This is a genomic window from Streptomyces novaecaesareae (assembly GCF_000716875.1).
In the GTDB taxonomy this organism is placed as follows: Bacteria; Actinomycetota; Actinomycetes; order Streptomycetales; family Streptomycetaceae; genus Kitasatospora; species Kitasatospora novaecaesareae.
The window spans coordinates 13,137-38,186 of the sequence record NZ_JNWQ01000116.1 but is presented as its reverse complement, the minus strand read 5'-3'; the positions used below and the strand labels follow the sequence as shown (position 1 = coordinate 38,186).

Sequence of the window (25,050 nt, the reverse complement as noted above, 5' to 3'; positions counted from 1 at the left end):
GGCCGACCTCATGCCCGACCGGCGCATCCGCACCCGACCCCGCGTCGTCAAACGCGCGATCTCCAAGTACAACGCCAAAGGCACCGTCGACCGGACCAGTTACAAAGCCACCATCAGCATCGACATCCTGACCACACCAGACCCGTGACAGGAATCCGCAGGCTCTATCTACACGGCGTTGGCCCTAGCCCGCCGGCGAGGACTCGGGCGCGGCCGACACCGTCCGCAGCGGCACCGAGGCCCGCAGCCGGAAGCCCTTCCCGCGCTCCCCCGGCCCGGTCTCCAGCCGCCCGCCGACCAGCGCCAGCCGCTCCTCCAGCCCGGAGAGCCCGTTCCCCGGCTGGGACTTGCCCGGCCCGCGCCCGTTGTCGGCGATCTCCAGGACGGCGTAGCGCTCGCCGCCCGACTCCCAGCTCTCGTCCGCCGTCACCGTGCAGACCGTGGCGCCCTCGCCGTGCCGGACGATGTTGGTGACGGCCTCGCGCAGCGCCCAGGCGAGCGCGCCCGCCTCCTCGTTGGCCAGCCCCGGCCAGGCGTCCACCAGCTCCGGCGCGGCCTCCAGCCGGACCTGGGCGGCGGCCAACGCCGTACGGGCGGCGGCGAGTTCGACCGGCAGGGTGGGCCGGCGGAAGCCGGTCACCGCCTCCCGGACGTCGATCAGCGACTGCCGGGCGACCTGCTCGATGTCGGCGACCTGCGCCCGCGCCGCCTCGTCCTTGCCGGCGTCCATGAACCGCCCGGCCAGCTCGCTCTTCAGGGTGATCAGCGACAGCGAGTGCCCGAGCAGGTCGTGCAGGTCGCGGGCGAGCCGCAGCCGCTCCTCGGAGGCGGCCAGGTGGGCGACGGCGGCCCGGGCCTCGCGCAGCTCCTTCATGGTGGCGACCAGCCGCTGCAGACCGGTCATCGCGACGCCGGAGAGGAAGGCGCTGAGCGCGAAGGTGGAGATGTTGTCGTTGCCGGCGCCGATGCCCAGCCCGACCGCCGCGGTGAGCACGGCCATGGCGAGCAGCGCCCGCAGCGCGTACCGCGCCGGGATGATGATCGCCAGGCACACCGAGGCGTAGATGAACAGGGTCAGGAACGCGGCGCCGAGCACCGCCGAGGCGGCGGTCGCCAGCCCGATCATCGTCGCGACGATCACCACGCAGGCCCGTGGCCGCATCCCCGCCTGCGAGCGGAAGATCACCAGCAGGACGTAGGCGCCCACGAACCCGGCCAGGCAGCACCACCCGAGCACCTTCCCGGTCGTGCTGTGATTCCCGCTCAGCAGGTCGCCCGCCGGGTACGCCAGGTAGAGCATCCACAGCATCATCCAGGCGACCTTCACCAGCAGCTGTCGCCTGCTCTCCACCGGGGAGCCGGGGACGTTCATGAAGGACGCGCGCGCCACGCCCACCTCCGGCGGTTCGTCGGGGCGGTGGGCCTGGCCTGCGCCACTCATGTCGATCATGACGTCATCATGCCTGGCGGGTGTCGCGGCGGTACAGGGCCGCCGCGGCGACGACGAACACCGCGAGGAAGGCGGCCAGACCGGCGACCGCGACGGTGTCCAGGGAGTGCCCGGGCTGGGTGAAGGTGGCCAGCTTGTTGTAGAGGAAGACGGGGTTGAACCGGGCGAACTTCTCCAGCGAGCCGCTCACCGGGAACCAGGTGCCGCCGAGCAGCGCCATCGCCATGTAGGTGATCATCACGATCGGCTGCACCGCGTCCGGCGCCGCCGCGTACCCGAGCGCCACGCCGAGCGCCGCGAAGACGAAGCTGCCCAGCCACAGCGCGACGGCCAGCCCGCTCCACTGCGCCGCGGTGAGCGAGACGCCCTGGCTCGCACCGACCGCGAAGACCACCAGGATCGACGGCAGCGTGGTGACCGCGCTCGCCGCGATCTTGCCGACGGTGTACGCCCGGCCGGGCAGCGCGGTCAGCCGCAGCTGACGGGTCCACCCGCTCTTGCGCTCCAGCGAGATCCGCTGCGCGCTGCCGGTGAGCACCGCGCCGACGGCACCGAAGGTGGCCATCGAGACCATGAAGTAGGTCTTCACCGGCAGTCCGCCGGCCCGCTCGGCGGCGCCGTAGGCGTGGATGAAGAAGACGTACATCAGCGCCGGGTAGAGGACCGTGAAGAACAGGTAGCGCCGGTTGCGGAGGGTCCGCAGGATCTCCAGCGTGATCAGGGTGGTCATCGCGCACTCTCCATGGCTGCCTCGTGCTGGTCCAGTTCGCCGGTGATGGTCAGGAAGGCCTGCTCCAGGCCCACGCCGGTGACCTCCAGCCCGCGCGGGTACAGGCCCGCCCGGTAGAGCCCGGCCACGCTCGCGTCGGAGTCCGCGGTCCGGATCCGCACCGTCCGCACCCCCGGGACCCTCGCGGTGACGTCCAGCGACTGCACGCCCGGCAGGGTGCGCAGCAGGCTCTCCGCGAACTGCCCGTCCGCGTCGTGGAGTTCGAAGGTGATCCGGCGGGCGCCGGCCCGCGCCTTGATCTCGGCGGAGCTGCCGTCGGCGATCAGCCGGCCCCGGTGCAGCACCAGGACGCGGTCGGCGATCGAGTCGGCCTCCTCCAGGTAGTGGGTGGCGAACAGCACCGTGCGCCCGGCGTCGGCCTGCGCCCGCATGCTCGCCCAGAACGCCTGCCGGACGCTGACGTCCATGCCGGTGGTGGGCTCGTCCAGCACGATCAGGTCGTTGTCGCCCGCGATCGCCAGCGCGAAGCGGACCCGCTGCTCCTGGCCTCCGGACAGCTTGTCGACCCTGCGCTCCGCCAGCTCCGTGATCCCCGCGTCGGTCAGCACCCCCGTGACCGACCGACCGCGCGGATGCACGTCGCAGGCGAGCCGGACCAGCTCGCGCACCTTGACGTCGGACATCAGCCCGCCGCTCTGCAGCATCGCGCCGACCCGGCCGGCCGCGATCGCCGCCCGCGGGGTGCCGCCGAACAGCGTCACGCTGCCCCGGTCGGGTTCCCGCAGGCCGAGCAGCAGGTCCAGGCTGGTGGACTTCCCGGCGCCGTTCGGGCCGAGCAGGGCGACGGTCTCGCCCGGCCGCAGCACGAGGTCCAGTCCGTCCACGGCGCGCACCCGCCCGTAGCTCTTGCCCACGCCGCGGAAGGCGGCCACCTCGGTGTCCATCGCCCGGCTCCTCTTCCCTGATGGTGTCGCGTTCGGTGCTGTTCGCACCACCTCAGAGTCCCGCGCGGGCCGGCCCCGGCGGCAGTGTCCGCCGTCGTGCCTTCGGTATGACGGATGTCATGCCGGCGGCCGGTACCCCCGTCAGGGGCACCGGCCGCCGAATGCGCTGATCAGAGGGTCGTCACAGCCCCAGCGAGCGCTTCACGAAGTCGACCTGGAGCAGCAGCAGGTTCTCCGCGACCTCCTCCTGCGGCGTGATGTGGGTGACGCCGGACAGCGGCAGCACGGTGTGCGGGCGCCCGGCGGCGAGCAGCGCCGAGGAGAGCCGCAGGGTGTGCGCGGCCACCACGTTGTCGTCCGCCAGCCCGTGGATGATCATCAGCGGGCGCTCCAGCCCGGCCGCGTACCCGCTGAGCGAGTTGGCGGCGTACACCTCGGGCCGCTCGGCCGGGTCGCCCAGGTAGCGCTCGGTGTAGTGGGTGTCGTACAGCGCCCAGTCGGTCACCGGCGCACCGGCGACGGCCGCGTGGAAGACGTCCGGGCGGCGCAGCACGGCGAGCGCGGCGAGGTAGCCGCCGTACGACCAGCCGCGGATGGCCACCCGGCCGAGGTCCAGCGGGAACTCCTCGGCGAGCGCCTGCAGCGCGTCCACCTGGTCGTCCAGGGTGGCCCCGGCGAAGTCGAAGGCGATCGACTTCTCCCAGGCCGGCCCGCGCCCGGGGGTGCCGCGCCCGTCGGCGACGACCACCGCGAAGCCCTGGTCGGCGAACCACTGCGAGTTGAGGTGCGGGTTGTGCGCCTGGACGACGCGCTGCCCGTGCGGGCCGCCGTACGGGTCCATCAGGACGGGCAGCAGGCCGTCGCGCTCGCGGTCGTAGCCGGTGGGCAGGAAGACGGCGGTGGGGATGCGGCGCTCGCCGGCGAAGCGGAAGACCGGGCGGGCGGTGATGACCGGAGTCTCGGCGTACGAGGCGATGGTGGCGACGTCGTCGACCACCACGCCCTCCGGCAGGTCCCGCGCGACCTGGACGAGGCTGCCGGGCAGGTCCGGCTCGGCGGTGGCGCGGACGGTGATCCCGCCGCCGTGCACCGCGCTGGTGACGGAGGTGAACGGCCGCCCGTTGGAGGACTCCCAGCCGAGCCGCTTGCCGTCGTGGCTGATCCGGCCGACGGCGATCCAGCCGGGCTCCGGGTCGGTCTCGGTGTCGCCGCCGGAGGCGGTGAAGAACACCTCGTCCTCGGTGACCGTGACGACCGACCGCAGGTGCAGGTCGGCCCCGGTGACGGCCCGGTCGCCGACCACCAGCGCCCGTGCCCCTCCCTCGTCGGAGATCCGCACCAGCTTGCCGTCCGGGGTCCACGCCGGGACGCCCCGGAACAGCTCCAGCCAGGTGCCGTCCTTCTCCTCGTGCAGCACCTCGGTGGCGCCGGTGGTCACGTCCACTCCGAGGATCCGCTGGCTGCGCTGGTCGCGGGACTGCACCTGCAGCAGCGGCACGCCGCCCGACGACCAGTGCACCCGGCCGAGGTACGGGAAGGCCGTACGGTCCCAGGCCACCTCGGTGCGCCCGCCGTGCAGGTCGAGCACCCAGAGCCCGACCTCGGCGTTGGCGGTGCCGGCCGCCGGGTAGGCGACCTCGGCGGGCTCACGGTCCGGGTTGGCCGGGTCGGCGATCCACCAGCGGCCCACCGGGCTGTCGTCGGCGCGCTCGACCAGCAGCCGGTCGCCCTCCGGGGACCACCAGAAGCCGCGGTCGCGGTCCATCTCCTCCTGGGCGATGAACTCGGCCTGCCCCCAGGTGACGTTCGGGCCGTCCGGCTCGGCGAGCACCTTGTCGCCGCTGCCGTCGGCCCGGGTCAGCCGCAGCTCTCCGGAGGTGTTGGCGTAGGCGACGTACGCGCCGTCCGGTGACAGCCGCGGGTCCAACAGCGGCCCCTGGGCGGGCAGTTCGGCGGTCGCGCCGGTGACCAGGTCGGCGGTGAACAGGCGGCCGGAGAGGGCGAAGGCGGCCCGGGCGCCGGCCGCGTCCAGGGCGTAGCCGACGATGCCGGCCGAGCTCTCGCGGCTGCGCTCGCGGCGGGCCTTCTCGGCCGGCGAGAGGTCCTCCTCGCCGCCGCCGAGCAGCACGGCCGGGTCGGCGGCGATCCGCTCCTCGCCGGTGGCCGTGTCCAGGATCCAGAGCAGGTTGGCCCGGTCGCTGCCCGATCGCGAGCGGAGGAAGACGACCCGCGAGCCGTCCGGTGCGACGGAGAACGAGCGGGGGGCGCCGACGGTGTAGCGCAGGGTCCGCGCGTACTGCCGGGGGAAGGTGTCCGCAGGGGTGTGGGAGGTCATGGCACCAGACCCTACGACGCCGAACTGCCCCTGCCGGGAGGCTGGTGATCACTCGTTCGGAGCATCGTCCCCAAGTACGCCCCAAAGAGGCCCAAACGGCCTCCGACCGGCCCATGCGCCCCGCGAGTGCCCGACACCCCGGCGCGCGGGGGATCACCGAATGTAATGCACCCGTTACCCATCGGGTATGACTTGTCGAGCGAGTGGTCGTCGGCCCCGTCCCGGGCCCCGGTCGCCCGCAGCCTCCAGTCCCGCACCGTCCCACCGCCGCCCTCCCCCGGGGTGGCGCGCCCGAGAAGGGGTGTGAGCCGACATGGCCATGAACATCTCCGCAGCCGTGCTGATGCTGGTCATCGTGGTGGTGCTGATCCGCCGCTCCGGCCTCAAGCTGGCGCACGCCATCGTCTGCGCGCTGCTCGGCTTCTACCTGGCCTCCAGCTCGATCGCCCCGTCGATCAGCCAGGTCACCAGCAACCTCGCCGGAATGATCAACGGCCTGAAGCTCTGACCCCGTACGAGCCAACCCACGCCGGTCGGTCGTTAGGCTTCCTCCCATGACCGCGACTACCGGCCGCCGACTCCTCCTCGTGCACGCGCACCCCGACGACGAGTCGATCGGCAACGGCGCCACCATGGCCCGGTACGCCGCCGAGGGCGCCCGGGTCACGCTGGTGACCTGCACCCTCGGCGAGGGCGGCGAGGTGATCCCCCCGGAGCTGGCCCACCTGACGGCCGATCGGGACGACACCCTCGGCGCGTACCGGATCGGCGAGCTCACCGAGGCGATGCACGCCCTCGGCGTCACCGACGTCCGCTTCCTCGGCGGCCCGGGGCGCTACCGCGACTCCGGGATGATGGGCGTGCCCGAGAACGACGCGCCCGGCTGCTTCTGGCGGGCGGACGTGGACGAGGCGGCCGGCCACCTGGTCGCAATGATCCGCGAGGTGCGGCCGCAGGTGCTGGTCACGTACGACGAGAACGGCGGCTACGGGCACCCGGACCACATCCAGGCGCACCGGGTCGCGATGCGCGCGTACGAGCTGGCCGCCGATCCGGCGCACCGCCCGGAGTCGGGCCCGGCCTGGCGGATCGCCAAGGTGTACTGGAACCGGATGCCCCGCTCGGTGATCGAGGCCGGTCTCGCCGAGACCGCCGCCACGTCCTCCTTCCCGGGTGTCGCCCAGCCGTCCGACGTCCCCGGGGTGGTCGCCGACGAGGTGGTCACCACGGTGCTGGACGGCGCCGCGTACGCCGGGCGCAAGACCGCCGCGCTGACCGCGCACGCCACCCAGATCACCGTGGACGGCACGTCCTTCGCGCTCTCCAACCACCTCGGCCAGCCCCTGTTCGCCACCGAGTACTACCAGTTGGTGCGCGGCCAGGCCGGTCCGGGCGAGCCGGAGGACGACCTGTTCGCGGGCCTCGACCTCACCGGCCCCGACTTCACCGGCCTGGCCGACGCAGGCCTCGACGACGCCTCCGCGAGCGCCGGGGAGGGCGTCCGATGAGCAAGCCCGCCGCCCGGCCGCCGCGCCGCTCGATCCCGGCGACCGTCCTCGGCACCCGCGAGGAGCGGCTGGCCGAGCCTCAACCCCCGCGCGTCGCCCGGATCGCGGCCTATGTCCTGTTCTTCGTGCTGGGTTTCGCGGTGTCGGTCTGCGGATCCTTTGTGCAGGCCCTGTGGCCGCCCGTGGGAGTCCTGTTGGCGCTCGCCGCGACCGCCGCCACCTTCTACGGCGGACTGCGCGTCACCGGCACCCGGCTCGGCGCGGGCATCCCCGTAGCAGGCTGGTTCCTGGCGATGCTGCTGATGATCATGCCCAGGCCCGAGGGCGACAACGTCCTGTGGTCCAACGCGACCTCGCTGGCCTGGCTGTTCGCCGGCTCGGTCCTGGGCGTGATCTGCGCCACCCTGCCGACCCGCACCAGCTGGTTCCCCGGGGTGCCCGGCCCTCCGCGCTGACCCCGGCCGCGCGCTGCGTACGGTACCGCGTACGACGCGCAGTCAGGAGCACCCGGCCTTACTCTCATACCGGAGGAACCGGACGTATCAGGATCTGTCCGAAGCCGTTCACCGCTCAGTTCTTCCCAGTATGGTGGTCCCGCAGAACGCCGTACCCGACCGCCGCCCGCCCCAGCCGGGCCCGGCGCCCACGAACCGCGGTCGCGCCGCACGGCCCGCCCGCGAACCCGGAGCAGAGCAGCATTGAGCAGCCGCGAATCTGACAACGCCCACCCGACGCCCAGGCGCACGGGCCCGGACGCCTACCCGTCGGGCACCCCGCCCTACGGCACACCGGGACTGCCCGGCGGCGACCGGGCCGCGGCCGGCGCCGGCCAGGGTGCCGCGTCGGGCGGCGAGGACGACGGCCCGAAGACCGAGACCACCCTGACCACCCGGGTCCGGATCAACATCCCCGGCTCGCGCCCGATCCCGCCGGTCGTCGTCCGCAGCACCGTCAAGAACGAGGACACCCCGGCCGAGGAGGCCCCGGCGCCCGCCCCCGAGCAGGGCGGGCCGCGGCACCGCTCCGCGCCGGCCTCGCCGGTCCTCGGCGTGATGGAGGGCGGCGACCGCTCGGCCACGCCGCCGAACCTGCCGCCGGAGTGGGAGATCCCGGCGATCCCGCCGGCGACCTCCGAGTCCGAGTCCACCGGCGCCTGGTTCCGGCCGCGGCAGAAGAAGGCCTCGAACGCCGAGCCCGCCCCGGCCGCCGTGCCGGCCGGCTCCCCGAGCGCCCCGAGCGCGCCGGAGGCCGCCGCCGCGCCCGGCACCGCCGCCGGGGCCCGGCCGCAGGCCGCCCGCCAGGCCGCGGGTGGCGCCGCCCGTACCAACGGCGCGCCGAACGGCCGTCCGCTGCCCGCGCAGGGCAAGTCGCCGAACCCGGCCGCCCCGACGCCGCCCGCCGGGCCGCGCCGCGCCGACGCCCCGGCGGAGGAGCCGGGCGTCTACGAGGCCGCCGCGCCGTTCGCGCCCGTCGCCGACCCCTTCGCACCGGTCGACCCGTTCGCGCCGACCCCCGGCCCCGACGCCGGCACCCGCGGACCGCGCGGCGGCCGCCCCCAGCAGGACCGGCAGCAGCAGAACCGGCAGCAGCAGAACAAGCCGCGGCAGAACGGCCCCCGGCCGAACGGCCCGCAGCAGGGCGGCCCGCAGAACGGCTTCCAGCCGAACGGCCCGCTCCCGCAGGGCGCGCCGGGCGCCGAGCCGAACCCGGAGGACACCTCGGTCGACGGCTTCAAGCCGATCCGCGAGGACGGCCCGCCGCCCGCCGGAATATCCGGCCTGCCCCGCAACGGCGCCCCGCACGGTGCCGACGGCCGTCAGCAGCCGGGCCTGTTCGCCTCAGCGCCGACCGGCGCCGACCCGTTCGCCACCCAGCGCCCGGCCGGCCCCGGCCAGGACGGCCAAGCCGGCGCGGCGGGGCCCGGCACGCTCTTCCCGGGTGCGCCCGGCACCGGCCCGCAGCCCGGCCGCTCCCGGCAGCCCGGCGGCGACCCGGACGCCACCGAGGTCACCCCGCTGCCGGCCCCGGCGCCCGGCCCCCGGCCCGGGCCCGCCCAGGGCGGCGGCCCGTCCGGCACCTCGCCCGCACCGGCCCCGGCGACCGCCAAGGCCGAGCCCGCGCCGGCCAAGGCCAAGGCCAAGCGCGGCGGCGGCAAGAAGCTGGTCAAGCTGGGCGTCTACGGCATCGGCGGCGTGCTGTTCCTCGGCGCCGCCGCGTACGGCACCGGCCTGATGCTCAACCAGTCCGACGTCCCCAAGGGCACCGTGGTGCTCGGCACCGACATCGGCGGCAACAGCCGCGACCAGGCGATCCACACGCTGGACGAGTCGGTCGGCAAGGCCGGCCAGCAGCCGCTCAAGCTGAAGATCGGCGACCAGGCCGTGGACCTCGACCCGGCCGTGGCCGGGCTGAGCTTCGACACCACCGGCACCGTGGACGGCCTGGCCCAGCACAGCTACAACCCGGTCGACGTCTTCAAGTCGCTGAAGGGCGGCAGCAAGGCCGTCGCGCCGGACGTCAAGGTCGACCGCGCCAAGCTCAAGGCCGCCCTGGACACGCTGGCCGCCGGCTCCGGCCAGGGCCTGCAGGAGGGCTACGTCAAGTTCGGCGACCCCAACGGCGAGCCGATCGTCGTGCCCGGCCGGGCCGGTCAGGCGGTGGACTCGGCGAGCGCCCTGGACGTGATCGAGCAGGCCTACCGCGACCGCGCCGCCGGCAAGCCGGACCAGCCGATCGCCCTCGCCGTCACGGCCGCCCAGCCCAAGGTCTCCACCCAGGCCCTGCAGGCCGCCGCCGACAGCCTCGGCAAGCAGGTGGCCGCCGGCAAGGTGCACGTGGTGGCCGGCACCAAGTCCTGGGACTTCGGCCCGAAGACCGCCGCCAAGGTGCTCACGCTCGTCCCGGACGCCTCCGGCAAGATCGTGCCCAAGTGGGACCTCGACGCGCTCACCTCCCAGCTGGGCGGCGTGTTCGACAAGGTGAAGGTCAAGAAGAACGGCCAGCTCGTCCCGATCACCCCGCAGGACGTCGCGGACGGCATCACCTCCGTCTTCGACAAGACCGGCGACAAGGACCGCACCTTCAAGTTCGCGGTCTGACGCACCGGGCCCTCGTCGGGGGGCGGATCCGCATCCTGGTCCGCCCCTCGACAACTCCCCCTCCCGTCAGCAAGATGTGACGCCACACCTTCCGCCACACCCACCTCGGGGAGCATGCCGATGGGCCGCCGCCTCCAGCACCACGGGACGGCCCTGCTCGCCGGCCTCACCGCTCTCACCCTCTCGCTGGCGCTCTGTTCCTGTGCCTCCGGCCAGGGCGGCGCGGGCACCGACGCACTGGCGTCCGCCCTCGCCTCGCCCAAGCTCACCTCGGTCGACATCAACCCCCACGACCGCGCCCAGCTGCGCCAGGGCGGCACCCTCAACCTGGCGATCACCCAGTTCTCCCACCAGTGGTCGCCGATCCACACCGACGGCAGCGAGTCCTCGACCATCGCCGTCACCAAGCCGCTGCTGCCGACCTTCTTCCGCTCGGACGCGGCCGGCACCCAGACGGTCAACCCGGCCTACCTCCAGGAGGCCCACGCCGAGCTCCGGGACGGCCGGCAGGTGGTCACCTGGACGCTCAACCCGAAGGCCCACTGGTCCGACGGCACCCCGATCACCTGGCGCGACATCGAGGCCAACTGGCGTGCCCTGAACGGCAAGGACCCGGCCTACAAGCCCTCCAGCAGTACCGGCTTCGAGCTGGTCTCGGCGGTCGAGCGCGGCAAGGACGACTTCCAGGCCGTGATGACCTTCGACCGGCCGTTCTCCGAATGGCAGTCGATGTTCAACGGCGCCGGCAACGCCCCGCTGCTGCCGGCCTCCCGGATCTCCACCCCGGAGCTCTTCAACTCCTCCTACCTGGACGCGATCCCGGTCACCGCGGGCCCGTTCAGGGTCGAGCAGCTGGACCGCGCCGCGCAGACCGTCACCCTGGCCGCCGATCCCGCCTGGTGGGGCGACAAGCCCGTGCTGGACAGGATCGTCTTCCATGCGATGCTCCCCGACGCGATGCCCGCCGCCTTCGCCAAGGGGCAGCTCGACCTCGTCAACAACGGCCCGGACGTGGCCGGTTACCAGACCATCCGGAACGTCAAGGGTGCCGTGATACGCCGCGCCGGCGGCCCGGACTTCCGGCAGATCACCCTGAACGCCCGCACCCCCGCGCTGAGCGACGCGACCGTGCGCCAGGCCGTGTTCCAGGCGATCAACCGGGACGCCGTCATCCGCTCCGACCTCAACGGCCTGGACTGGCCCGCCGTCCCGCTCAACAACCACCTGCTGGTCGCCAACCAGAACGGCTACCGCGACAACTCCCTGGGCCTGGCCCGCTACGACCCCGCCGAGGCCGCCCGCAAGCTGGACGCGGCCGGCTGGAAGACGGACGGCGACGTACGGAAGAAGGACGGCCGCGAGCTGCACCTGCGGATGGTCATCCCGGCCGGGGTCACCCAGGCGCAGAACGAGGCCGTCGGCGCCACCAGGATGCTCAAGGACGTCGGGATCAAGGTCACCACGGCGAGCGCCCCCGCCAACGAGTTCTTCGACAAGTACGTCAACCGTGGCGACTTCGACATCACCGCCTACTCGCTGCTCGGCACCCCCTTCCCGGCCACCGGAAGCCGCGCCAACTTCGTCCAGAACGGCGGCACCAACCACGTCGGCGCGGGCAGCCCGGCGGCCGACGCCGCGCTCGACCGGGCCGCCGCCGCGGCCGACGCGGCCACCGTCTCCGAGGCGATCAACCAGGCCGACGGCGAGCTCTGGAAGGTCGCCGGCGTCCTGCCGCTCTACCAGCGCCCGCAGCTGTTCGGCGCCCGCGCCGACCTCGCCAACATCGGCGCTCAGGGCCTGTCCGACATCGTCTGGGAGAACGTCGGCTTCGTGAAGTGAAGCCGACGCCGGGCGGGCTCAGCCGTGCAGTGTCTCGCGCCAGTAGTGGCAGGCGCTGCGCCGACCCACCAGCTCCTCCCCGTGCTCGCCCGTCACCGGGACCAGCGGCGGGAGTTCGCTCCGGCAGCGGTCCTGCGCCCGGTCGCAGCGGGGGTTGAAGGCGCAGCCCTCCGGGATCCGCAGCAGGTTGGGCGGCAGGCCCTTGATGGCGTGCAGGTTCTGGCCCTTCTGGTCCAGCCGCGGGATGGAGTCCAGCAGGCCCCGGGTGTACGGGTGCGCGGGCCGCGCGTACAACTCGTGCACCGGGGCGCTCTCGACGATCCGGCCCGCGTACATCACCGCGATCTTGTCCGCGACGTCCGCGACCACGCCCAGGTCGTGGGTGATCAGGATCAGGCCCATGTTGAACTCGGACTGCAGCTCGGCCAGCAGGTCCATCACCTGGGCCTGCACCGTCACGTCCAGCGCCGTGGTCGGCTCGTCCGCGATGATCAGGTCCGGCTCCAGGGCCAGCGCCATCGCGATCATGATGCGCTGCCGCATGCCGCCCGAGAACTGGTGCGGGAAGTCGCCGACCCGCTGCTTGGCCGCCGGGATGCGCACCCGGTCCATCAGCTCGACGGCCTTCTCCCGGGCCTCCTTGCGGGAGACGCCGTGGTGCGTCCGGAACATCTCGCCGAGCTGGTAGCCGACGCTGAGCACCGGGTTGAGCGCGGACAGCGCGTCCTGGAAGATCATCGCGATCTTCTGGCCCCGGACGGCCCGCCGGGCGTTGGCCCCCATGGTCAGCAGGTCCTCGCCGCGGAACAGGATCCGCCCCGAGGTGATCCGCCCCGGCGGCATGTCCAGGATGCCCATGACCGCCTGCGCGGTCACCGACTTGCCCGAACCCGACTCCCCCAGCACCGCCAGCGTCTCGCCGGCCGACACCGCGTAGCTCACCCCGTTGACGGCCTTGGCGACGCCGTCCCGGGTGTGGAACTCCACGTGCAGATCCTCGACCTCCAGCAACGGGGTCCCGGGCGCCAGGCTCTCCCGTCCGCCGCCGATCACCTCCACCGCGTCCATGTGAGCAGCCCTCCTCAGCGCAGCAGCGACCATCGATAGGCGCAGAGCAACTATCAAGGACCGGGCCGCACTTGGCGAGCCTGCGGCAGATCTCTTTTCCATCACGGGCTGAACGGGCGAGGGCGCGCCCCCCCGTACGGTGGACGCGCCCTCGGAAGAAAACCCTCAGTCGGGGCTCTGCCCGTCCTCGGGCCCCGCCGCGCCCTGCCCGTTCCCACGCTCCGCGGCGCCCTGCCCAACCTCGCGCTCCGCCGCGAAGTGACACGCCGAGTCATGCCTGGCCGCCCCGCCCAGCCACGACGGCGAGACGAGCAGCGGCACCTCGTCCTCGCACCGCTGCTGCGCCTTCCAGCAGCGGGTGCGGAAGCGGCAGCCGGACGGCGGGTTGGCCGGCGAGGGCACGTCCCCGGTGAGCACGATCCGGTCCCGCGACTCCCGCGCCGTCGGGTCCGGCACCGGCACCGCGGAGAGCAGCGCCTGGGTGTACGGGTGCGTCGCGTGGTCGTAGATCTCCGCGTCGCTGCCGATCTCGACCAGCCTGCCCAGGTACATCACGCCGACCCGGTCCGAGATGTGCCGGACGATCGAGAGGTCGTGCGCGATGAACATGTACGACAGGTTGAACTCGCCCTGCAGCTGCTCCAGCAGGTTGATCACCTGCGCCTGCACCGACACGTCCAGCGCCGACACCGGCTCGTCACAGATGATGACCTCCGGCTTGAGCGCCAACCCCCGTGCGATGCCGATGCGTTGGCGCTGCCCGCCGGAGAACTGGTGCGGGTACCGGTTGATGTACTCCGGGTTGAGCCCGACCACGTCCAGCAGGTCCTGGACGGCCTTGCGGCGGTCGCCCTTCGGCGCCACCTCCGGGTGGATCTCGTACGGCTCACCGATGATGTCGCCGACCGTCATCCGCGGGTTGAGCGAGGTGTACGGGTCCTGGAACACCATCTGGATGTTCCGGCGGACGGCCTTCAGCCCCGATCCCGAGAGCCGGGAGATCTCCTCCCCCTTGTACCGGACGGATCCCCCGGTGGCCGGCTCCAGGTTCATCAGCACCTTGGCCAGCGTGGACTTCCCGCAGCCGGACTCGCCGACGATGCCCAGCGTCTCGCCCTGCATCAGGTCGAAGCTGACGCCGTCGACGGCCTTGACCGCGCCGACCTGCTTCTTGAACAGGATGCCCTGGGTCAGCGGGAAGTGTTTGACCAGGTCGCGGACCTCCAGGATCGGCTCGCCGCGCGGCACCTCCTGCACGAAGGCGGTCTCCTCCGGCACCGTCTCCTCCGGCACCGCCGCGCCCGGTGCGCTGGCCCCGTCAGCGGTCATGGAGGGTCTCCTTCCAGAAGAAGCAGGCGCTGCCGCGCCCCTCCAGCGGCGTCCCGTCGTCCTCGGCGACCGGGAACAGCTCCGGCACGTCGGTCCGGCAGATGTCCTGCGCCCGCGGGCAGCGCGGGTTGAAGGCGCAGCCCGGGGGGATCCGCAGCAGGTTGGGCGGCAGGCCCTTGATCGCGTAGAGCTCCTGGCCCTTCTGGTCCAGCCGCGGGATGGAGTCCAGCAGGCCCCGGGTGTACGGGTGCGCGGGCCGCGCGTACAGCTGGTGCACCGGGGCGGTCTCGACGATCCGGCCCGCGTACATCACCGCGATCTTGTCCGCGACGTCGGCCACCACACCGAGGTCGTGGGTGATCAGGATGAGCCCCATGTGGAACTCGGACTGCAGCTCGGCCAGCAGGTCCATCACCTGGGCCTGCACCGTCACGTCCAGCGCAGTGGTCGGCTCGTCCGCGATGATCAGGTCCGGTTCCAGGGCCAGCGCCATCGCGATCATGATGCGCTGCCGCATGCCGCCGGAGAACTGGTGCGGGTAGTCGTTCACCCGCTGCTTGGCCGCCGGGATGCGCACCCGGTCCATCAGCTCGACGGCCTTCTCCCGGGCCTCCCTGCGGGAGACGCCCCGATGCGCCCGGAACATCTCGCCCAGCTGGAAGCCCACCGTGAGCACGGGGTTGAGCGCGGACAGCGCGTCCTGGAAGATCATCGCGATCTTCTGGCCGCGGATCCTCCGCCGCTCGTCCTTGCCCATCTTGAGCATGTCCTGGCCCCGGAAGCGGATCTCGCCGCGCGGGATCCGGGCCGGCGGCATGTCGAGGATGCCCATGATCGCCTGCGCGGTCACCGACTTGCCGGAGCCGGACTCGCCCAGCACCGCCAGCGTCTCGCCCGCCCGGACGCTGTAGTTGACGCCGTTCACGGCCTTGGCGACGCCGTCCCGGGTGACGAACTCGACGTGCAGGTCCCGTACGTCGAGCAGCGGCCCCGAGTAGGGCGCCTCCCGTTCGCGTTCGGTGGTGTCCATCGCCGTACTCACGATGCGCTCCCCTCGCTCAGCGAAGCTTCGGATCGAGGGCGTCGCGCACCGCGTCGCCCAGCAATGCCGAGGAAGCTCAGCGTCGCCTCGGTGGCGATGTAGCCGCCGAGCGCGATGGTGGCGACGACGATCACCGGGGCGATCGCGTTCGGCAGGATGTGCCGGAACATCAGCCGGCCCGTCCCGGCGCCGAGCGCCCGCCCGGCCACCACGTAGTCGGCCTGTTTGACGGTCAGCACCGCGCCGCGCATCACGCGGGCGATCTGGGTCCAGCCGAGCACGCCCAGGGCGATGACCACGCTCCACACCGTGCGGGTGGAGAAGGCGTTCAGCAGCACCAGGGCGCCGAGCAGCAGCGGGATACCGAAGAAAATGTCGGTGATCCGGGAGATCACCGCGTCGACGGCGCCGCCGAAGTAGCCGGCGACCATCCCGGTCAGCCCGCCGATCACGGTGACGGCGGCGGTCACGAAGATGCCGACGGTGATCGAGGCGCGGGCGCCGTAGACCACCCGGGCGTAGATGGACCGGCCCTGCGCGTCGTAGCCGAACCAGCCGACGCCGAAGACGTCGCCCCAGTCCGGCCGCTTGAGGTAGTCGTTGACCAGGTCGGCCTTGCGCGGGTCGGCGTCGGTGAACGCCCAGGGGAAGATCGCCATCACGACCAGCAGCAGGATCAGCACCGCGGAGATCAGGAAGATCGGCCGCCGGCGCAGGTCCCGCCAGGCGTCGCCCCAGAGGCTGCGGGCCTCCTCCCGCTTCACCACGTCGCGTTCGACCAGGGTCTCCTGCTCGACCGCCATGCCCTGCTCCCCCGCGTAGTCGAGGCGTGAGACACCGGGCTTGGGATGCGGTTCGTACGAGTCCTCGTCGTGGATGTCAGGCATAGCGGATCCTCGGGTCCAGGACCGCGTAGAGCAGGTCGACGAGCAGGCTGGCGACCAGGTAGACGATCACCAGCACGGTCACGATGCCGACCACGGTCGGGCCTTCCTTCTGGTTGATCGCCCGGTACAGGACGTTGCCGATGCCCTGCACGTTGAAGATGCCCTCGGTGACGATCGCCCCGCCCATCAGCGCACCGAGGTCGGTCCCGAGGAAGGTGACCACCGGGATCAGGGAGTTGCGCAGCAGGTGGCGGGTGATGATGGTCCGTCGGGGCAGGCCCTTGGCGACCGCGGTGCGGATGTAGTCGGCCCGCAGGTTCTCGCCGATGGACGTCCGGGTGAGCCGGGCGACGAACGCGAGCGAGAGCGAGCCCAGGACGATGGCCGGCAGGATGAGCTGGGAGAGGTCGTAGCTGTCCTGCACCGTCGGCGTGACCCAGCCCAGGTTGGTGGCGAACACCGTCTGCGCGATGTAGGCCAGCACGAAGACCGGGATCGAGATCACCACCAGGGTCATGATCAGCACCAGGGTGTCCGCGATGCTGCCGCGCCGCAGCCCGGAGACCACGCCGAGGGCGAGGCCGAGGACCATCTCGAAGACGAAGGCCATCAGCGCCAGCCGGATGGTGACCGGGAAGGCGTCCGCCATGATGTCGGCGACCGGGCGGCCGGTGAAGCTGGTCCCGAAGTCCCCCTGGAAGAGGTTCCCCATGTAGTGCAGGTACTGCTTCCAGATCGGCTGGTCCAGGAAGTACTTGTGCTTGATGCTGGCCACCACGGCCGGGTCTGCGGCCTTCTCGCCGAACAGCGCCGCCACCGGGTCGCCGGGCAGCGAGTAGACCATCAGGAAGATCAGCAGCGTGGTGCCGAAGAACACCGGGATCATCTGCAGCACCCGCCGCAGCACGTAACTGCCCATCCGAGCCTCCTTCCTAGGTGCCCGACCGGCCGGGCCGGTCGGCCGGGAGACCGCGCCCCGCCCTCCGTGCGGGGAGGGCGGGGCCGGCGCGAGGGGATCAGGGCCCTGAGCCCGGGATCAGCCCTTGACCTCGACCTGGGTCCAGGCCGGGTTTCCGAAGGAGTCGAACTTCACGTTCTGCACCTTGGACGAGTAGCCCGAGTTGGTGCGGTAGTACCAGAGCGGGATGGCCGGCATCCCGCTCGGCAGCACGGCCTCGGCCTGCTGGTAGCCGGTCACCGTGTCGGCGACGCTGGGCGCCTCGTCGGCCTTGGTGGCGGCGTCGTCGAACTGCGGGTTGCTGTACCCGAAGTCGTTGGAGGCGGCGCCGGTGCGGTACACGTCGGCCAGGAAGTTGGCGTTCAGCGGGTAGTCCTGCACCCAGCCGGTGCGGAAGGCACCGTCGAGCTGGTGCGCGGTGATCGCCGCCCGCGCGGTCTTGAAGTCGGGCTTGGGGTCGCCCAGGCAGTCGACCCCGGTGCTCTGCCGGATCGAGTTGCAGACCGCGTCGACCCACTCCTTGTGGCCGCCGTCCGCGTTGTAGGTGATCAGCAGCTTGTTGCCGGGGACGCCGCCGCCGTCCTGGATCAGCTGCTTGGCCTTGGCCGCGTCGAACTTGCAGAAGTCCCCGCAGGCGCCCTCCTTGTAGCCCTCGACGCCCTCGGCCACCCAGGCGGAGGCCGGCTTGCGGGAGCCCTGCAGCACCGTCTTGGTGATGGTGTCGCGGTCGATCGCCATCGACAGGCCCTGGCGCACCTTGGCCTTGTCCGGCGAGGACCAGTCGGCCTGGTAGAGCGTGAAGCCGATGTTCTGGATGGCGCCCTGCGGGGCGTCCACCGCCCGGTCGCCGAGGTCGTTCTTGTACGTCGCCAGCGCGGACGGCGGCACCTGGTCCATCACGTCCAGGTTGTTGGACTGCAGGTCGGCGTAGGCGGCCTCGGACGTGGTGTACATCTTGAAGACGATGCCGCCGTTCTTCGGCTTGTCCACGCCCTGGTAGTCCGGGAAGGCCTTGGTGACGACCTGGCTGTTGTGCGACCAACTGACGAACTGGTACGGGCCGTTGCCCACCGGCTTCTGCCCGTACCCGGTCGGGTCCTTGAAGAAGCCGTCCGGCAGCGGCGAGAAGGCGATGTAGCCGAGCTTGTACTCGAAGTACGAGACCTTGTGGCTCAGCTTGACCGTGAAGTGCAGGTCGTCGGTGACGGCCAGGCCGGACATCTTGTCCGTGGTCGGCTTGCCGGAGGCCGGGTGGACGTCCTGGTAGCCCTCGATGTCCGAGAACCACGAGCTGTTGATCTGGTTGTTGGTGGGGCTGGCGCCCCAGTTCCAGGCGTCGACGAAGTTCTTGGCGTGCACCGGGGTGCCGTCGTGGAACTTCCAGCCGTCCTTCAGCGTGACGGTGAAGGCCTGCGAGTCGCTGGTCTCGATCTTGTCCGCGACCTGCATCCGGATCTTGGCGTTGGTGGGGTCGTAGTCGACCAGCCCCTTGAAGAGGTTCTGGATGATGCGACCGCCGCCGACCTCGTTCGCGTTGGCGGGCTGCAGCGGGTTCTGCGGCTCGTTGCTCTGGTAGCTGAAGGTCTTGCTGGCGTCCGACGAGCTGCTGCCCCCTCCCCCGCTGCTACTGCACCCGGTGGCCACCAGGACCACGGACGACGCAGCGGCGAGGACCAGGCGAGAACGGGCGGCTACGGGCATGGAGGTCCCTCCTCAAGGTGTGTGTCGCATCACACCCCATGAGAAGCGCGCCCCGGCGACGGCGCGAGTCGGGTGCACCCGGATGGGTGCCGTGACCAGCTGCGGAGTTGACGCAGCGCCGGACCGAAGCAGCTCCGGACCGGCAGGAATGACGGAAGGGCCCGTGGCGGGAAGCCACGGGCCCTTCCGGGGAGTGCGGGGATCAGGCGGCAGCCTGCTCCCGGACCTCGGGGAAGTGGCAGGCCGACTCGTGCGCGGCCGGGCCCTCCAGCACCGAGGGGACCGCGAGCAGCGGGATCTCCTCGGCGCAGCGGTCCTCCGCCTTCCAGCAGCGGGTGCGGAAGCGGCAGCCGGACGGCGGGTTGGCCGGCGAGGGGATGTCCCCGGCGAGCACGATCCGGTCCCGCGACTCGCGCGCCGTCGGGTCCGGCACCGGCACCGCGGAGAGCAGCGCCTGGGTGTACGGGTGGGTGGCGTTCTCGTAGATCTCCTCGTCGGAGCCGATCTCGACCATCTTGCCCAGGTACATCACGCCGACGCGGTCGGAGATGTGCCGGACGATGGAGAGGTCGTGCGCGATGAACATGTAGGAGAGCCCGAAGTCGCCCTGCAGCTGCTCCAGCAGGTTGATCACCTGCGCCTGGACGGACACGTCCAGGGCGGAGACCGGCTCGTCGCAGATGATGATCTCGGGCTTGAGCGCGAGACCGCGGGCGATGCCGATGCGCTGGCGCTGGCCGCCGGAGAACTGGTGCGGGTACCGGTTGATGTACTCCGGGTTCAGACCCACGACGTCCAGCAGGTCCTGGACGGCCTTGCGGCGGTCGCCCTTCGGCGCCACCTCGGGGTGGATCTCGAACGGCTCACCGATGATGTCGCCGACCGTCATGCGCGGGTTGAGCGAGGTGTACGGGTCCTGGAACACCATCTGGATGTTCCGGCGGACGGCCTTGAGGGCCGCGCCGGACAGCTGGGAGATGTCCTCGCCCTTGAACAGCACCTGGCCGGAGGTGGCCCGCTCCAGGTTCATCAGCACCTTGGCCAGCGTGGACTTGCCACAGCCGGACTCGCCGACGATGCCGAGCGTCTCACCCTTCTTCAGCTCGAAGGAGATGCCGTCGACCGCCTTGACCGCGCCGACCTGCTTCTTGAAGAGGATGCCCTGGGTCAGCGGGTAGTGCTTGACCAGGTCCTTGACCTCCAGGATGTTCTCAGCCATGGAGGGTCTCCTTCCAGAGGTGGCACGCGCTGCGGCGGCCGGTGAGCTCCTTGCCGTCCTTGTCCGTCACGTGGTGCAGCGCCGGGATCTCGGTGCGGCACAGGTCGGTGGCGACATCGCAGCGGGGGTTGAACGCGCAGCCGGCCGGAACCTTCAGCAGGTTCGGGGGGAGGCCCTTGATCGCGTACAGGTCCTGGCCCTTCTGGTCCAGGCGCGGGATGGAGCGGAGCAGGCCCTTGGTGTACGGGTGCGCGGGGTTCGCGTACAGGTCGTGCACCGGGGCCGTCTCGACGATCCGGCCGGCGTACATCACGGCGATCTTGTCCGCGACGTCGGCGACCACGCCGAGGTCGTGGGTGATCAGGATCAGGCCCATGTTGTACTCGGCCTGCAGCTCGGCGAGCAGGTCCATCACCTGGGCCTGGACGGTCACGTCCAGGGCGGTGGTGGGCTCGTCGGCGATGATCAGGTCGGGCTGCAGGGACAGCGCCATGGCGATCATGATGCGCTGGCGCATACCGCCGGAGAACTGGTGCGGGTAGTCGTTCACGCGCTGCTTGGCAGCGGGGATGCGCACCCGGTCCATCAGCTCGATGGCCTTGGCCTTCGCCTCGGCCTTGGAGGCGCCCTGGTGCACCCGGAACATCTCGCCGAGCTGGTAGCCGACGCTGAGCACGGGGTTGAGGGCGGACAGCGCGTCCTGGAAGATCATCGCGATCTTCCGGCCGCGGATCTTGCGGCGGTCCTCGTTGCTCATCTTGAGCATGTCCTGGCCGCGGTACAGGATCTCGCCCTGGGTCACCTTGCCCGGGGGCATGTCCAGGATGCCCATGATGGTTTGCGCCGTCACGGACTTGCCGGAGCCGGACTCGCCGAGCACGGCGAGGGTCTCGCCGGCCGCGACGGAGTAGTTGACGCCGTTCACGGCCTTGGCGATCCCGTCCCGGGTGTGGAACTCCACGTGGAGGTCCTTCACCTCCAGGAGAGGGGTGCCAACGTCGAGACGGTCGCTCTTCTGGTCGTTCTCGATCACGGTGGTCATCGGGGTCGTCACCTCTTCTCTCAGCGGAGCTTCGGGTCGAGGGCGTCGCGCACCGCGTCGCCGAGCATGATGAAGGCCAATGCCGAGGAAGCTCAGCGTCGCCTCGGTGGCGATGTAGCCGCCGAGCGCGATGGTGGCGACGACGATCACCGGGGCGATCGCGTTCGGCAGGATGTGCTTCCACAGGATCCGGGTGGTGCCGGCGCCGAGTGCCTTGGCCGCCGTCACGAAGTCCGCCTGCTTGACGGTGATGACCGAGCCGCGCATGACGCGGGTCATCTGGGTCCAGCCCAGGGCGACCAGGGCGAAGACGACGCTCCAGATCGTGCGCGAGGTGAAGGCGTTCAGGATCACCAGGGCGCCGAGCAGCAGCGGGATGCCGAAGAAGATGTCGGTGACCCGGGAGATGATCGTGTCGATCCAGCCGCCGAAGTAGCCGGCGAGCATGCCGGTGATGCCACCGAGGATGGTCACACCCAGGGTGACGGTGATGCCGACCACGACCGAGGCCCGGGCGCCGTAGACGACGCGGGCGTAGATGCTGCGGCCCTGGAGGTCGTAACCGAACCAGTCCGCCTCGAAGAAGTGGCTGTAGTTCGGCTTCGTCAGGTAGTGCAGGCGCAGGTCGCCGGCGCGCGGGTCCACCGAGGTGAACAGGCCCGGGGCGATCGCGATGACGATCAGCAGCAGGATCAGCAGCGCGGAGATCACGAAGATCGGCTTGCGGCGCAGGTCGTGCCAGGCGTCGGAGCCGAGGCTGCGGGCCTTCTCCTGCTTGGGTGCCGCGCCCGTCTCGGTGCGCTGGGCCGGGATCTCCCCGGCGGTCTTCTTGTCGGTCAGGTCAGGCATAACGGATCCTCGGGTCCAGGACCGCGTAAAGCAGGTCGACGATCAGGCCGGCGGCCAGGTACACGAGCACCAGGAAGGCCACGAAGCCGGAGACCGTCGCGCCCTCCTTCAGGTTGATCGCGTGGAAGAGCGCGTTGCCGACGCCCTTCACGTTGAAGATGCCCTCGGTGACGATCGCGCCGCCCATCAGGGCGCCGAGGTCGGTACCGAGGAAGGTGACCACCGGGATCATCGAGTTGCGCAGCAGGTGGGTGCCGATCACCTTCCGGCGCGGCAGGCCCTTGGCCACCGCGGTGCGGACGTAGTCGGCCTTGATGTTCTCGGCTATGGAGGTACGGGTAAGGCGCGCGACGTAGGCCAGCGACAGCGAGCCGAGCACGACGGCCGGCAGCACCAGCTGGGTGATGTCGTTGCTGTCCTGGACGGTCGGGGTGACCCACTTGAGGTTGTTCCCGAAGACCGTCTGGAAGATGAAGCCGAGCACCGGGACCGGGATCGAGATCAGCAGCAGGGTGAAGACCAGCGCGCCCTTGTCGAACAGCTTGCCGCGGCGCAGACCGGCGAACAGGCCGATGCCGACGCCCAGCACGATCTCGATCGCGAACGCGAACAGTGCCAGTCGGATGGTGACCGGCAGCGCCTCGGTGATCTTGTCGATCACGGGCCGCCCGTCAAGGCCGGTGCCGAAGTCACCGGTGAGCAGCTTCCCCATGTAGTCGAGGTACTGCTGGACCAGCGGCTTGTCGAAGCCCAACTGGTGCCTCAGCGCGGCGAGCTGGACCGGGTCCGGCGCCTTGTCGCCCCACATCGCCGCCACCGGGTCACCGGGCAGCGCGTGCACCATGTAAAAGATGAGTGCGGTCGTTCCGAAGAACACCGGGATCATCTGGAGCAGTCGCCTCGCGACAAAGCGCCCCATCGTGCCTCCATGTATGACTCTGCCGGGCCCGTCAACCCGGCAAGAGATAAGTCGGCGTGCCAACGGCCGGTGCCAGTCCTCGCCCTTGTGGGGATGGGACGGGCACCGGCCGTTGTCACCGGGTCAGGCGGTGCCGACCGATTACTACTTCTTGACCTCGACGTCGGTGAAGACCGGGTCGCCGAAGGAGTTGAACTTCACGTTCTGGACCTTGTTGGAGTAGCCCGAGCTGGTCTTGTAGTACCAGAGCGGGATGGCCGGCATGTCCTTGGCCAGAACGGCCTCCGACTGCTGGTACAGGTCCGCGGTCTTCTCCAGCGAGGTGGCGGCGTCGGCCTGGTGCGACAGGTCGTCGAACTCCTTGCTGGAGTAGCCGGCGTCGTTCGCGGAGGCACCGGTGCCGTAGACGTCACGCAGGAAGTTGGCGTTCAGCGGGTAGTCCTGCACCCAGCCGGTACGCATCATGCTGGAGACCGTCTTCTTGCGAATGATGTCGCGAGAGGTCTTGAAGTCCGGCTTCGGGTCACCGAGGCACTCGACGCCGGTCGCCTGGCGGATCGAGTTGCAGACCGCGTCCACCCACTCCTTGTGACCACCGTCGGAGTTGTACAGGATGGTGATCTTGCCGCCGGGGACGCCGCCACCCTCCGTGATGAGCTGCTTGGCCTTCTCCGGGTTGTACTTGCAGGCGTCGCCGCAGGTGCCGGCCTTGTAGCCCATGACGCCGGGCGCCACGAACGAGTCGGCGGGCTGGCGGGTGCCGTTCAGCACGGTCTTGGTGATGGTGTCACGGTCGATGGCCATCGACAGACCCTGGCGGACCTTGGCCTTGTCCTGGCCGGACCAGTCCGCGTTGTACAGCGCGAACGAGATGTTCTGGATGGCACCCTGCGGCTGGTCGACAGCGCGCTTGCCCAGGTCGTCCTTGTACTTCGGCAGGTCGGTCGAGTCGACCTGGTCCAGGACGTCCAGGGTGTCGGACATCAGGTCCTTGTACGCGGCCTCGGGCGAGGTGTAGTTGCGGAAGACGATTCCGCCGTTCTTCGCCTTGTTGGTGCCGGAGTACTTGTCGTAGGCCTTCAGCGTGATGGCCTTGTTGTGCTCCCACGACTCGAACTTGTAGGGGCCGTTGCCGACCGGCTTCTCGCCGTAGCCCTTCGGGTCCGCGAAGAAGCCCTCGGGCAGCGGGAAGAAGGCCGAGTAGCCGAGCTTGTACGTGAAGTACGAGACGGGGCTGGTCAGTTCGATGGTGAAGTGGGTGTCGTCGATGACCTTGAGGCCCGACATCTCCTTCGCCGTCGGGTCGCCCTTGTCCGGGTGCACCGCGTCGTAGCCGACGATGTCGGAGAACCAGTCCGAGTTGATCTGGTTGTTCGCCGGGTTGGCCGACCAGTTCCAGGACTTCACGAAGGAGCTGGAGGTGACCGGGGTGCCGTCGTGGAAGGTCCAGCCGGACTTCAGCGTGACGGTGAAGGTCTTCGAGTCGGTGGTCTCGATCTTGTCGGCCACCTGGTTGCGCAGCGCGCCGGTCGCGGGGTCGTAGTCGACGAGACCCGTGAAGAGCTGCTTGACGATACGACCGCCCTGGTTCTCCATGGCGTTCGCCGGCTGCAGCGGGTTCTGCGGCTCCGCGCTCTGGTAGCTGTAGATGCCCTGAGCGTTGACGGCACCATCGGAGCTGCCCCCGCTGGAGGAGTCGCTGCTGCTGCTACAAGCAGTCGCGGCAAGGGCGACCGCAACAGCTGCGACAACCCACTTGGCCTGGCTCCCACCACGCATCGGTGTGCCTCCTGAATTCGACGTTGCAACGAGGAGAGCACCGCGGAACGGTTGTCACCGGGCCCGCTGTGCCGTCCGCGCTCGTGGTTTCGGCGCGCACCCCTGCGCGTTAACCCTTGACCCGAGCCTGACTGCACCCACTATCCGTCACGCACGGACACGAAAGTGACCAGTGACGATCTCAATTAGGTCACATGAACAGTCGGTAAGTTTCGAAAACCGGACATTTGAGACATAGCCAGACAGGTACCAAACGGACAGTCGTCATGCATGACGAACCGTCGTGTCCGCTCAGCGGACACCCGGGTGTGATGAGCGTTATTCCGTTAATACCGGCCCCGACAACTTGGAGT

Annotated in this window: 18 protein-coding genes and 2 pseudogenes; 5 read left to right on the top strand and 15 right to left on the bottom strand. The window is 70.7% G+C overall.

What is annotated here, in order from left to right; translation table 11 throughout:
- Window positions 1–184: 184 nt before the first annotated feature.
- The 4 genes and pseudogenes from OP86_RS30060 to OP86_RS30045 all read right to left on the bottom strand — a co-directional run bounded on the left by OP86_RS30060 (window position 185) and on the right by OP86_RS30045 (window position 5,459).
- Window positions 185–1,450, bottom strand: a complete 1,266-nt coding sequence (locus OP86_RS30060) for a sensor histidine kinase (protein ID WP_234435124.1) — start codon at window positions 1,448–1,450, stop codon at window positions 185–187.
- Window positions 1,451–1,457: 7 nt separating this feature from the next.
- Window positions 1,458–2,180: an ABC transporter permease gene (locus OP86_RS30055; RefSeq protein ID WP_030062560.1), complete on the bottom strand. Its 723-nt coding sequence runs from the start codon at window positions 2,178–2,180 to the stop codon at window positions 1,458–1,460.
- A pseudogene (locus OP86_RS30050) lies at window positions 2,177–3,067 on the bottom strand (ABC transporter ATP-binding protein); the annotation flags it as partial. The gene OP86_RS30055 and the pseudogene OP86_RS30050, both read right to left, overlap by 4 nt.
- 238 nt (window positions 3,068–3,305) lie before the next feature.
- Window positions 3,306–5,459: a S9 family peptidase gene (locus OP86_RS30045; RefSeq protein WP_030062562.1), complete on the bottom strand. Its 2,154-nt coding sequence runs from the start codon at window positions 5,457–5,459 to the stop codon at window positions 3,306–3,308.
- Between the two features lie 313 nt (window positions 5,460–5,772).
- Here OP86_RS30045 and OP86_RS30040 point away from each other — a divergent pair, with 313 nt between their 5' ends.
- From OP86_RS30040 to OP86_RS30020, 5 genes are all read left to right on the top strand, one after another.
- Window positions 5,773–5,967, top strand: coding sequence for a DUF2304 family protein (locus OP86_RS30040; RefSeq protein ID WP_030062563.1), 195 nt, complete (start codon window positions 5,773–5,775; stop codon window positions 5,965–5,967).
- Window positions 5,968–6,013: 46 nt separating this feature from the next.
- Entirely contained in the window at window positions 6,014–6,967 is a 954-nt protein-coding gene (mshB, locus tag OP86_RS30035) for an N-acetyl-1-D-myo-inositol-2-amino-2-deoxy-alpha-D-glucopyranoside deacetylase (protein ID WP_051830987.1), read from the top strand.
- The gene (locus OP86_RS30030; protein ID WP_234435123.1) at window positions 6,964–7,422 is read left to right on the top strand and encodes a DUF6113 family protein; all 459 of its coding nucleotides are present in this window, start codon (window positions 6,964–6,966) and stop codon (window positions 7,420–7,422) included. The genes mshB and OP86_RS30030 overlap by 4 nt, the downstream gene beginning before the upstream one ends.
- A gap of 243 nt (window positions 7,423–7,665) precedes the next feature.
- Window positions 7,666–10,065, top strand: a complete 2,400-nt coding sequence (locus OP86_RS30025; RefSeq protein WP_030260972.1) for a peptidoglycan binding domain-containing protein — start codon at window positions 7,666–7,668, stop codon at window positions 10,063–10,065.
- Window positions 10,066–10,185: 120 nt separating this feature from the next.
- Window positions 10,186–11,904 (top strand): ABC transporter family substrate-binding protein, encoded by a 1,719-nt coding sequence (locus tag OP86_RS30020; protein WP_051830985.1) that lies wholly within the window; start codon window positions 10,186–10,188, stop codon window positions 11,902–11,904.
- Between the two features lie 18 nt (window positions 11,905–11,922).
- Here OP86_RS30020 and OP86_RS30015 read toward each other — a convergent pair whose 3' ends face one another.
- From OP86_RS30015 to OP86_RS29970, 11 genes and pseudogenes are all read right to left on the bottom strand, one after another.
- Window positions 11,923–12,972 (bottom strand): ABC transporter ATP-binding protein, encoded by a 1,050-nt coding sequence (locus tag OP86_RS30015; RefSeq protein ID WP_030260968.1) that lies wholly within the window; start codon window positions 12,970–12,972, stop codon window positions 11,923–11,925.
- Between the two features lie 165 nt (window positions 12,973–13,137).
- Window positions 13,138–14,301 carry an ABC transporter ATP-binding protein gene (locus tag OP86_RS30010; RefSeq protein WP_078589558.1) on the bottom strand — a complete coding sequence of 388 codons (1,164 nt, stop codon included), beginning with the start codon at window positions 14,299–14,301 and terminating at the stop codon, window positions 13,138–13,140.
- On the bottom strand, window positions 14,291–15,331 hold the full coding sequence (locus OP86_RS30005) for an ABC transporter ATP-binding protein (protein WP_030260962.1): 1,041 nt from the start codon (window positions 15,329–15,331) through the stop codon (window positions 14,291–14,293). Before OP86_RS30005 ends, OP86_RS30010 begins: the two co-directional genes overlap by 11 nt.
- An 8-nt stretch (window positions 15,332–15,339) precedes the next feature.
- On the bottom strand, window positions 15,340–16,146 hold the full coding sequence (locus OP86_RS30000) for an ABC transporter permease (protein ID WP_078653673.1): 807 nt from the start codon (window positions 16,144–16,146) through the stop codon (window positions 15,340–15,342).
- A 76-nt stretch (window positions 16,147–16,222) separates the two neighbouring features.
- The gene (locus OP86_RS29995; protein ID WP_030061906.1) at window positions 16,223–17,149 is read right to left on the bottom strand and encodes an ABC transporter permease; all 927 of its coding nucleotides are present in this window, start codon (window positions 17,147–17,149) and stop codon (window positions 16,223–16,225) included.
- A gap of 117 nt (window positions 17,150–17,266) precedes the next feature.
- Window positions 17,267–18,889, bottom strand: a complete 1,623-nt coding sequence (locus OP86_RS29990) for a peptide ABC transporter substrate-binding protein (protein ID WP_030260960.1) — start codon at window positions 18,887–18,889, stop codon at window positions 17,267–17,269.
- A gap of 202 nt (window positions 18,890–19,091) precedes the next feature.
- Complete coding sequence (locus OP86_RS29985) at window positions 19,092–20,108, bottom strand: ABC transporter ATP-binding protein (protein WP_030260957.1); 1,017 nt, start codon at window positions 20,106–20,108, stop codon at window positions 19,092–19,094.
- The gene (locus OP86_RS29980; RefSeq protein WP_030260953.1) at window positions 20,101–21,150 is read right to left on the bottom strand and encodes an ABC transporter ATP-binding protein; all 1,050 of its coding nucleotides are present in this window, start codon (window positions 21,148–21,150) and stop codon (window positions 20,101–20,103) included. The genes OP86_RS29985 and OP86_RS29980 overlap by 8 nt, the downstream gene beginning before the upstream one ends.
- A 20-nt stretch (window positions 21,151–21,170) precedes the next feature.
- Window positions 21,171–21,999 (bottom strand): annotated as a pseudogene (locus OP86_RS35310) (ABC transporter permease).
- Window positions 21,992–22,918 carry an ABC transporter permease gene (locus tag OP86_RS29975; RefSeq protein ID WP_030061915.1) on the bottom strand — a complete coding sequence of 309 codons (927 nt, stop codon included), beginning with the start codon at window positions 22,916–22,918 and terminating at the stop codon, window positions 21,992–21,994. Before OP86_RS29975 ends, OP86_RS35310 begins: the two are co-directional and overlap by 8 nt.
- 144 nt (window positions 22,919–23,062) lie before the next feature.
- Window positions 23,063–24,697 carry a peptide ABC transporter substrate-binding protein gene (locus OP86_RS29970; RefSeq protein WP_030061916.1) on the bottom strand — a complete coding sequence of 545 codons (1,635 nt, stop codon included), beginning with the start codon at window positions 24,695–24,697 and terminating at the stop codon, window positions 23,063–23,065.
- Between the last annotated feature and the right edge of the window lie 353 nt (window positions 24,698–25,050).

Excerpts from the sequence above, each read along its gene's own strand:
- OP86_RS30060 (WP_234435124.1), bottom strand. The coding sequence starts at position 1,450 with ATGATCGACATGAGTGGCGCAGGCCAGGCCCACCGCCCCGACGAACCG.
- OP86_RS30055 (WP_030062560.1), bottom strand. The coding sequence starts at position 2,180 with ATGACCACCCTGATCACGCTGGAGATCCTGCGGACCCTCCGCAACCGG.
- OP86_RS30045 (WP_030062562.1), bottom strand. The coding sequence starts at position 5,459 with ATGACCTCCCACACCCCTGCGGACACCTTCCCCCGGCAGTACGCGCGG.
- OP86_RS30040 (WP_030062563.1), top strand. The coding sequence starts at position 5,773 with ATGGCCATGAACATCTCCGCAGCCGTGCTGATGCTGGTCATCGTGGTG.
- mshB (WP_051830987.1), top strand. The coding sequence starts at position 6,014 with ATGACCGCGACTACCGGCCGCCGACTCCTCCTCGTGCACGCGCACCCC.
- OP86_RS30030 (WP_234435123.1), top strand. The coding sequence starts at position 6,964 with ATGAGCAAGCCCGCCGCCCGGCCGCCGCGCCGCTCGATCCCGGCGACC.
- OP86_RS30020 (WP_051830985.1), top strand. The coding sequence starts at position 10,186 with ATGGGCCGCCGCCTCCAGCACCACGGGACGGCCCTGCTCGCCGGCCTC.
- OP86_RS30015 (WP_030260968.1), bottom strand. The coding sequence starts at position 12,972 with ATGGACGCGGTGGAGGTGATCGGCGGCGGACGGGAGAGCCTGGCGCCC.
- OP86_RS30010 (WP_078589558.1), bottom strand. The coding sequence starts at position 14,301 with ATGACCGCTGACGGGGCCAGCGCACCGGGCGCGGCGGTGCCGGAGGAG.
- OP86_RS30005 (WP_030260962.1), bottom strand. The coding sequence starts at position 15,331 with ATGGACACCACCGAACGCGAACGGGAGGCGCCCTACTCGGGGCCGCTG.
- OP86_RS30000 (WP_078653673.1), bottom strand. The coding sequence starts at position 16,146 with ATGGCGGTCGAGCAGGAGACCCTGGTCGAACGCGACGTGGTGAAGCGG.
- OP86_RS29995 (WP_030061906.1), bottom strand. The coding sequence starts at position 17,149 with ATGGGCAGTTACGTGCTGCGGCGGGTGCTGCAGATGATCCCGGTGTTC.
- OP86_RS29990 (WP_030260960.1), bottom strand. The coding sequence starts at position 18,889 with ATGCCCGTAGCCGCCCGTTCTCGCCTGGTCCTCGCCGCTGCGTCGTCC.
- OP86_RS29985 (WP_030260957.1), bottom strand. The coding sequence starts at position 20,108 with ATGGCTGAGAACATCCTGGAGGTCAAGGACCTGGTCAAGCACTACCCG.
- OP86_RS29980 (WP_030260953.1), bottom strand. The coding sequence starts at position 21,150 with ATGACCACCGTGATCGAGAACGACCAGAAGAGCGACCGTCTCGACGTT.
- OP86_RS29975 (WP_030061915.1), bottom strand. The coding sequence starts at position 22,918 with ATGGGGCGCTTTGTCGCGAGGCGACTGCTCCAGATGATCCCGGTGTTC.
- OP86_RS29970 (WP_030061916.1), bottom strand. The coding sequence starts at position 24,697 with ATGCGTGGTGGGAGCCAGGCCAAGTGGGTTGTCGCAGCTGTTGCGGTC.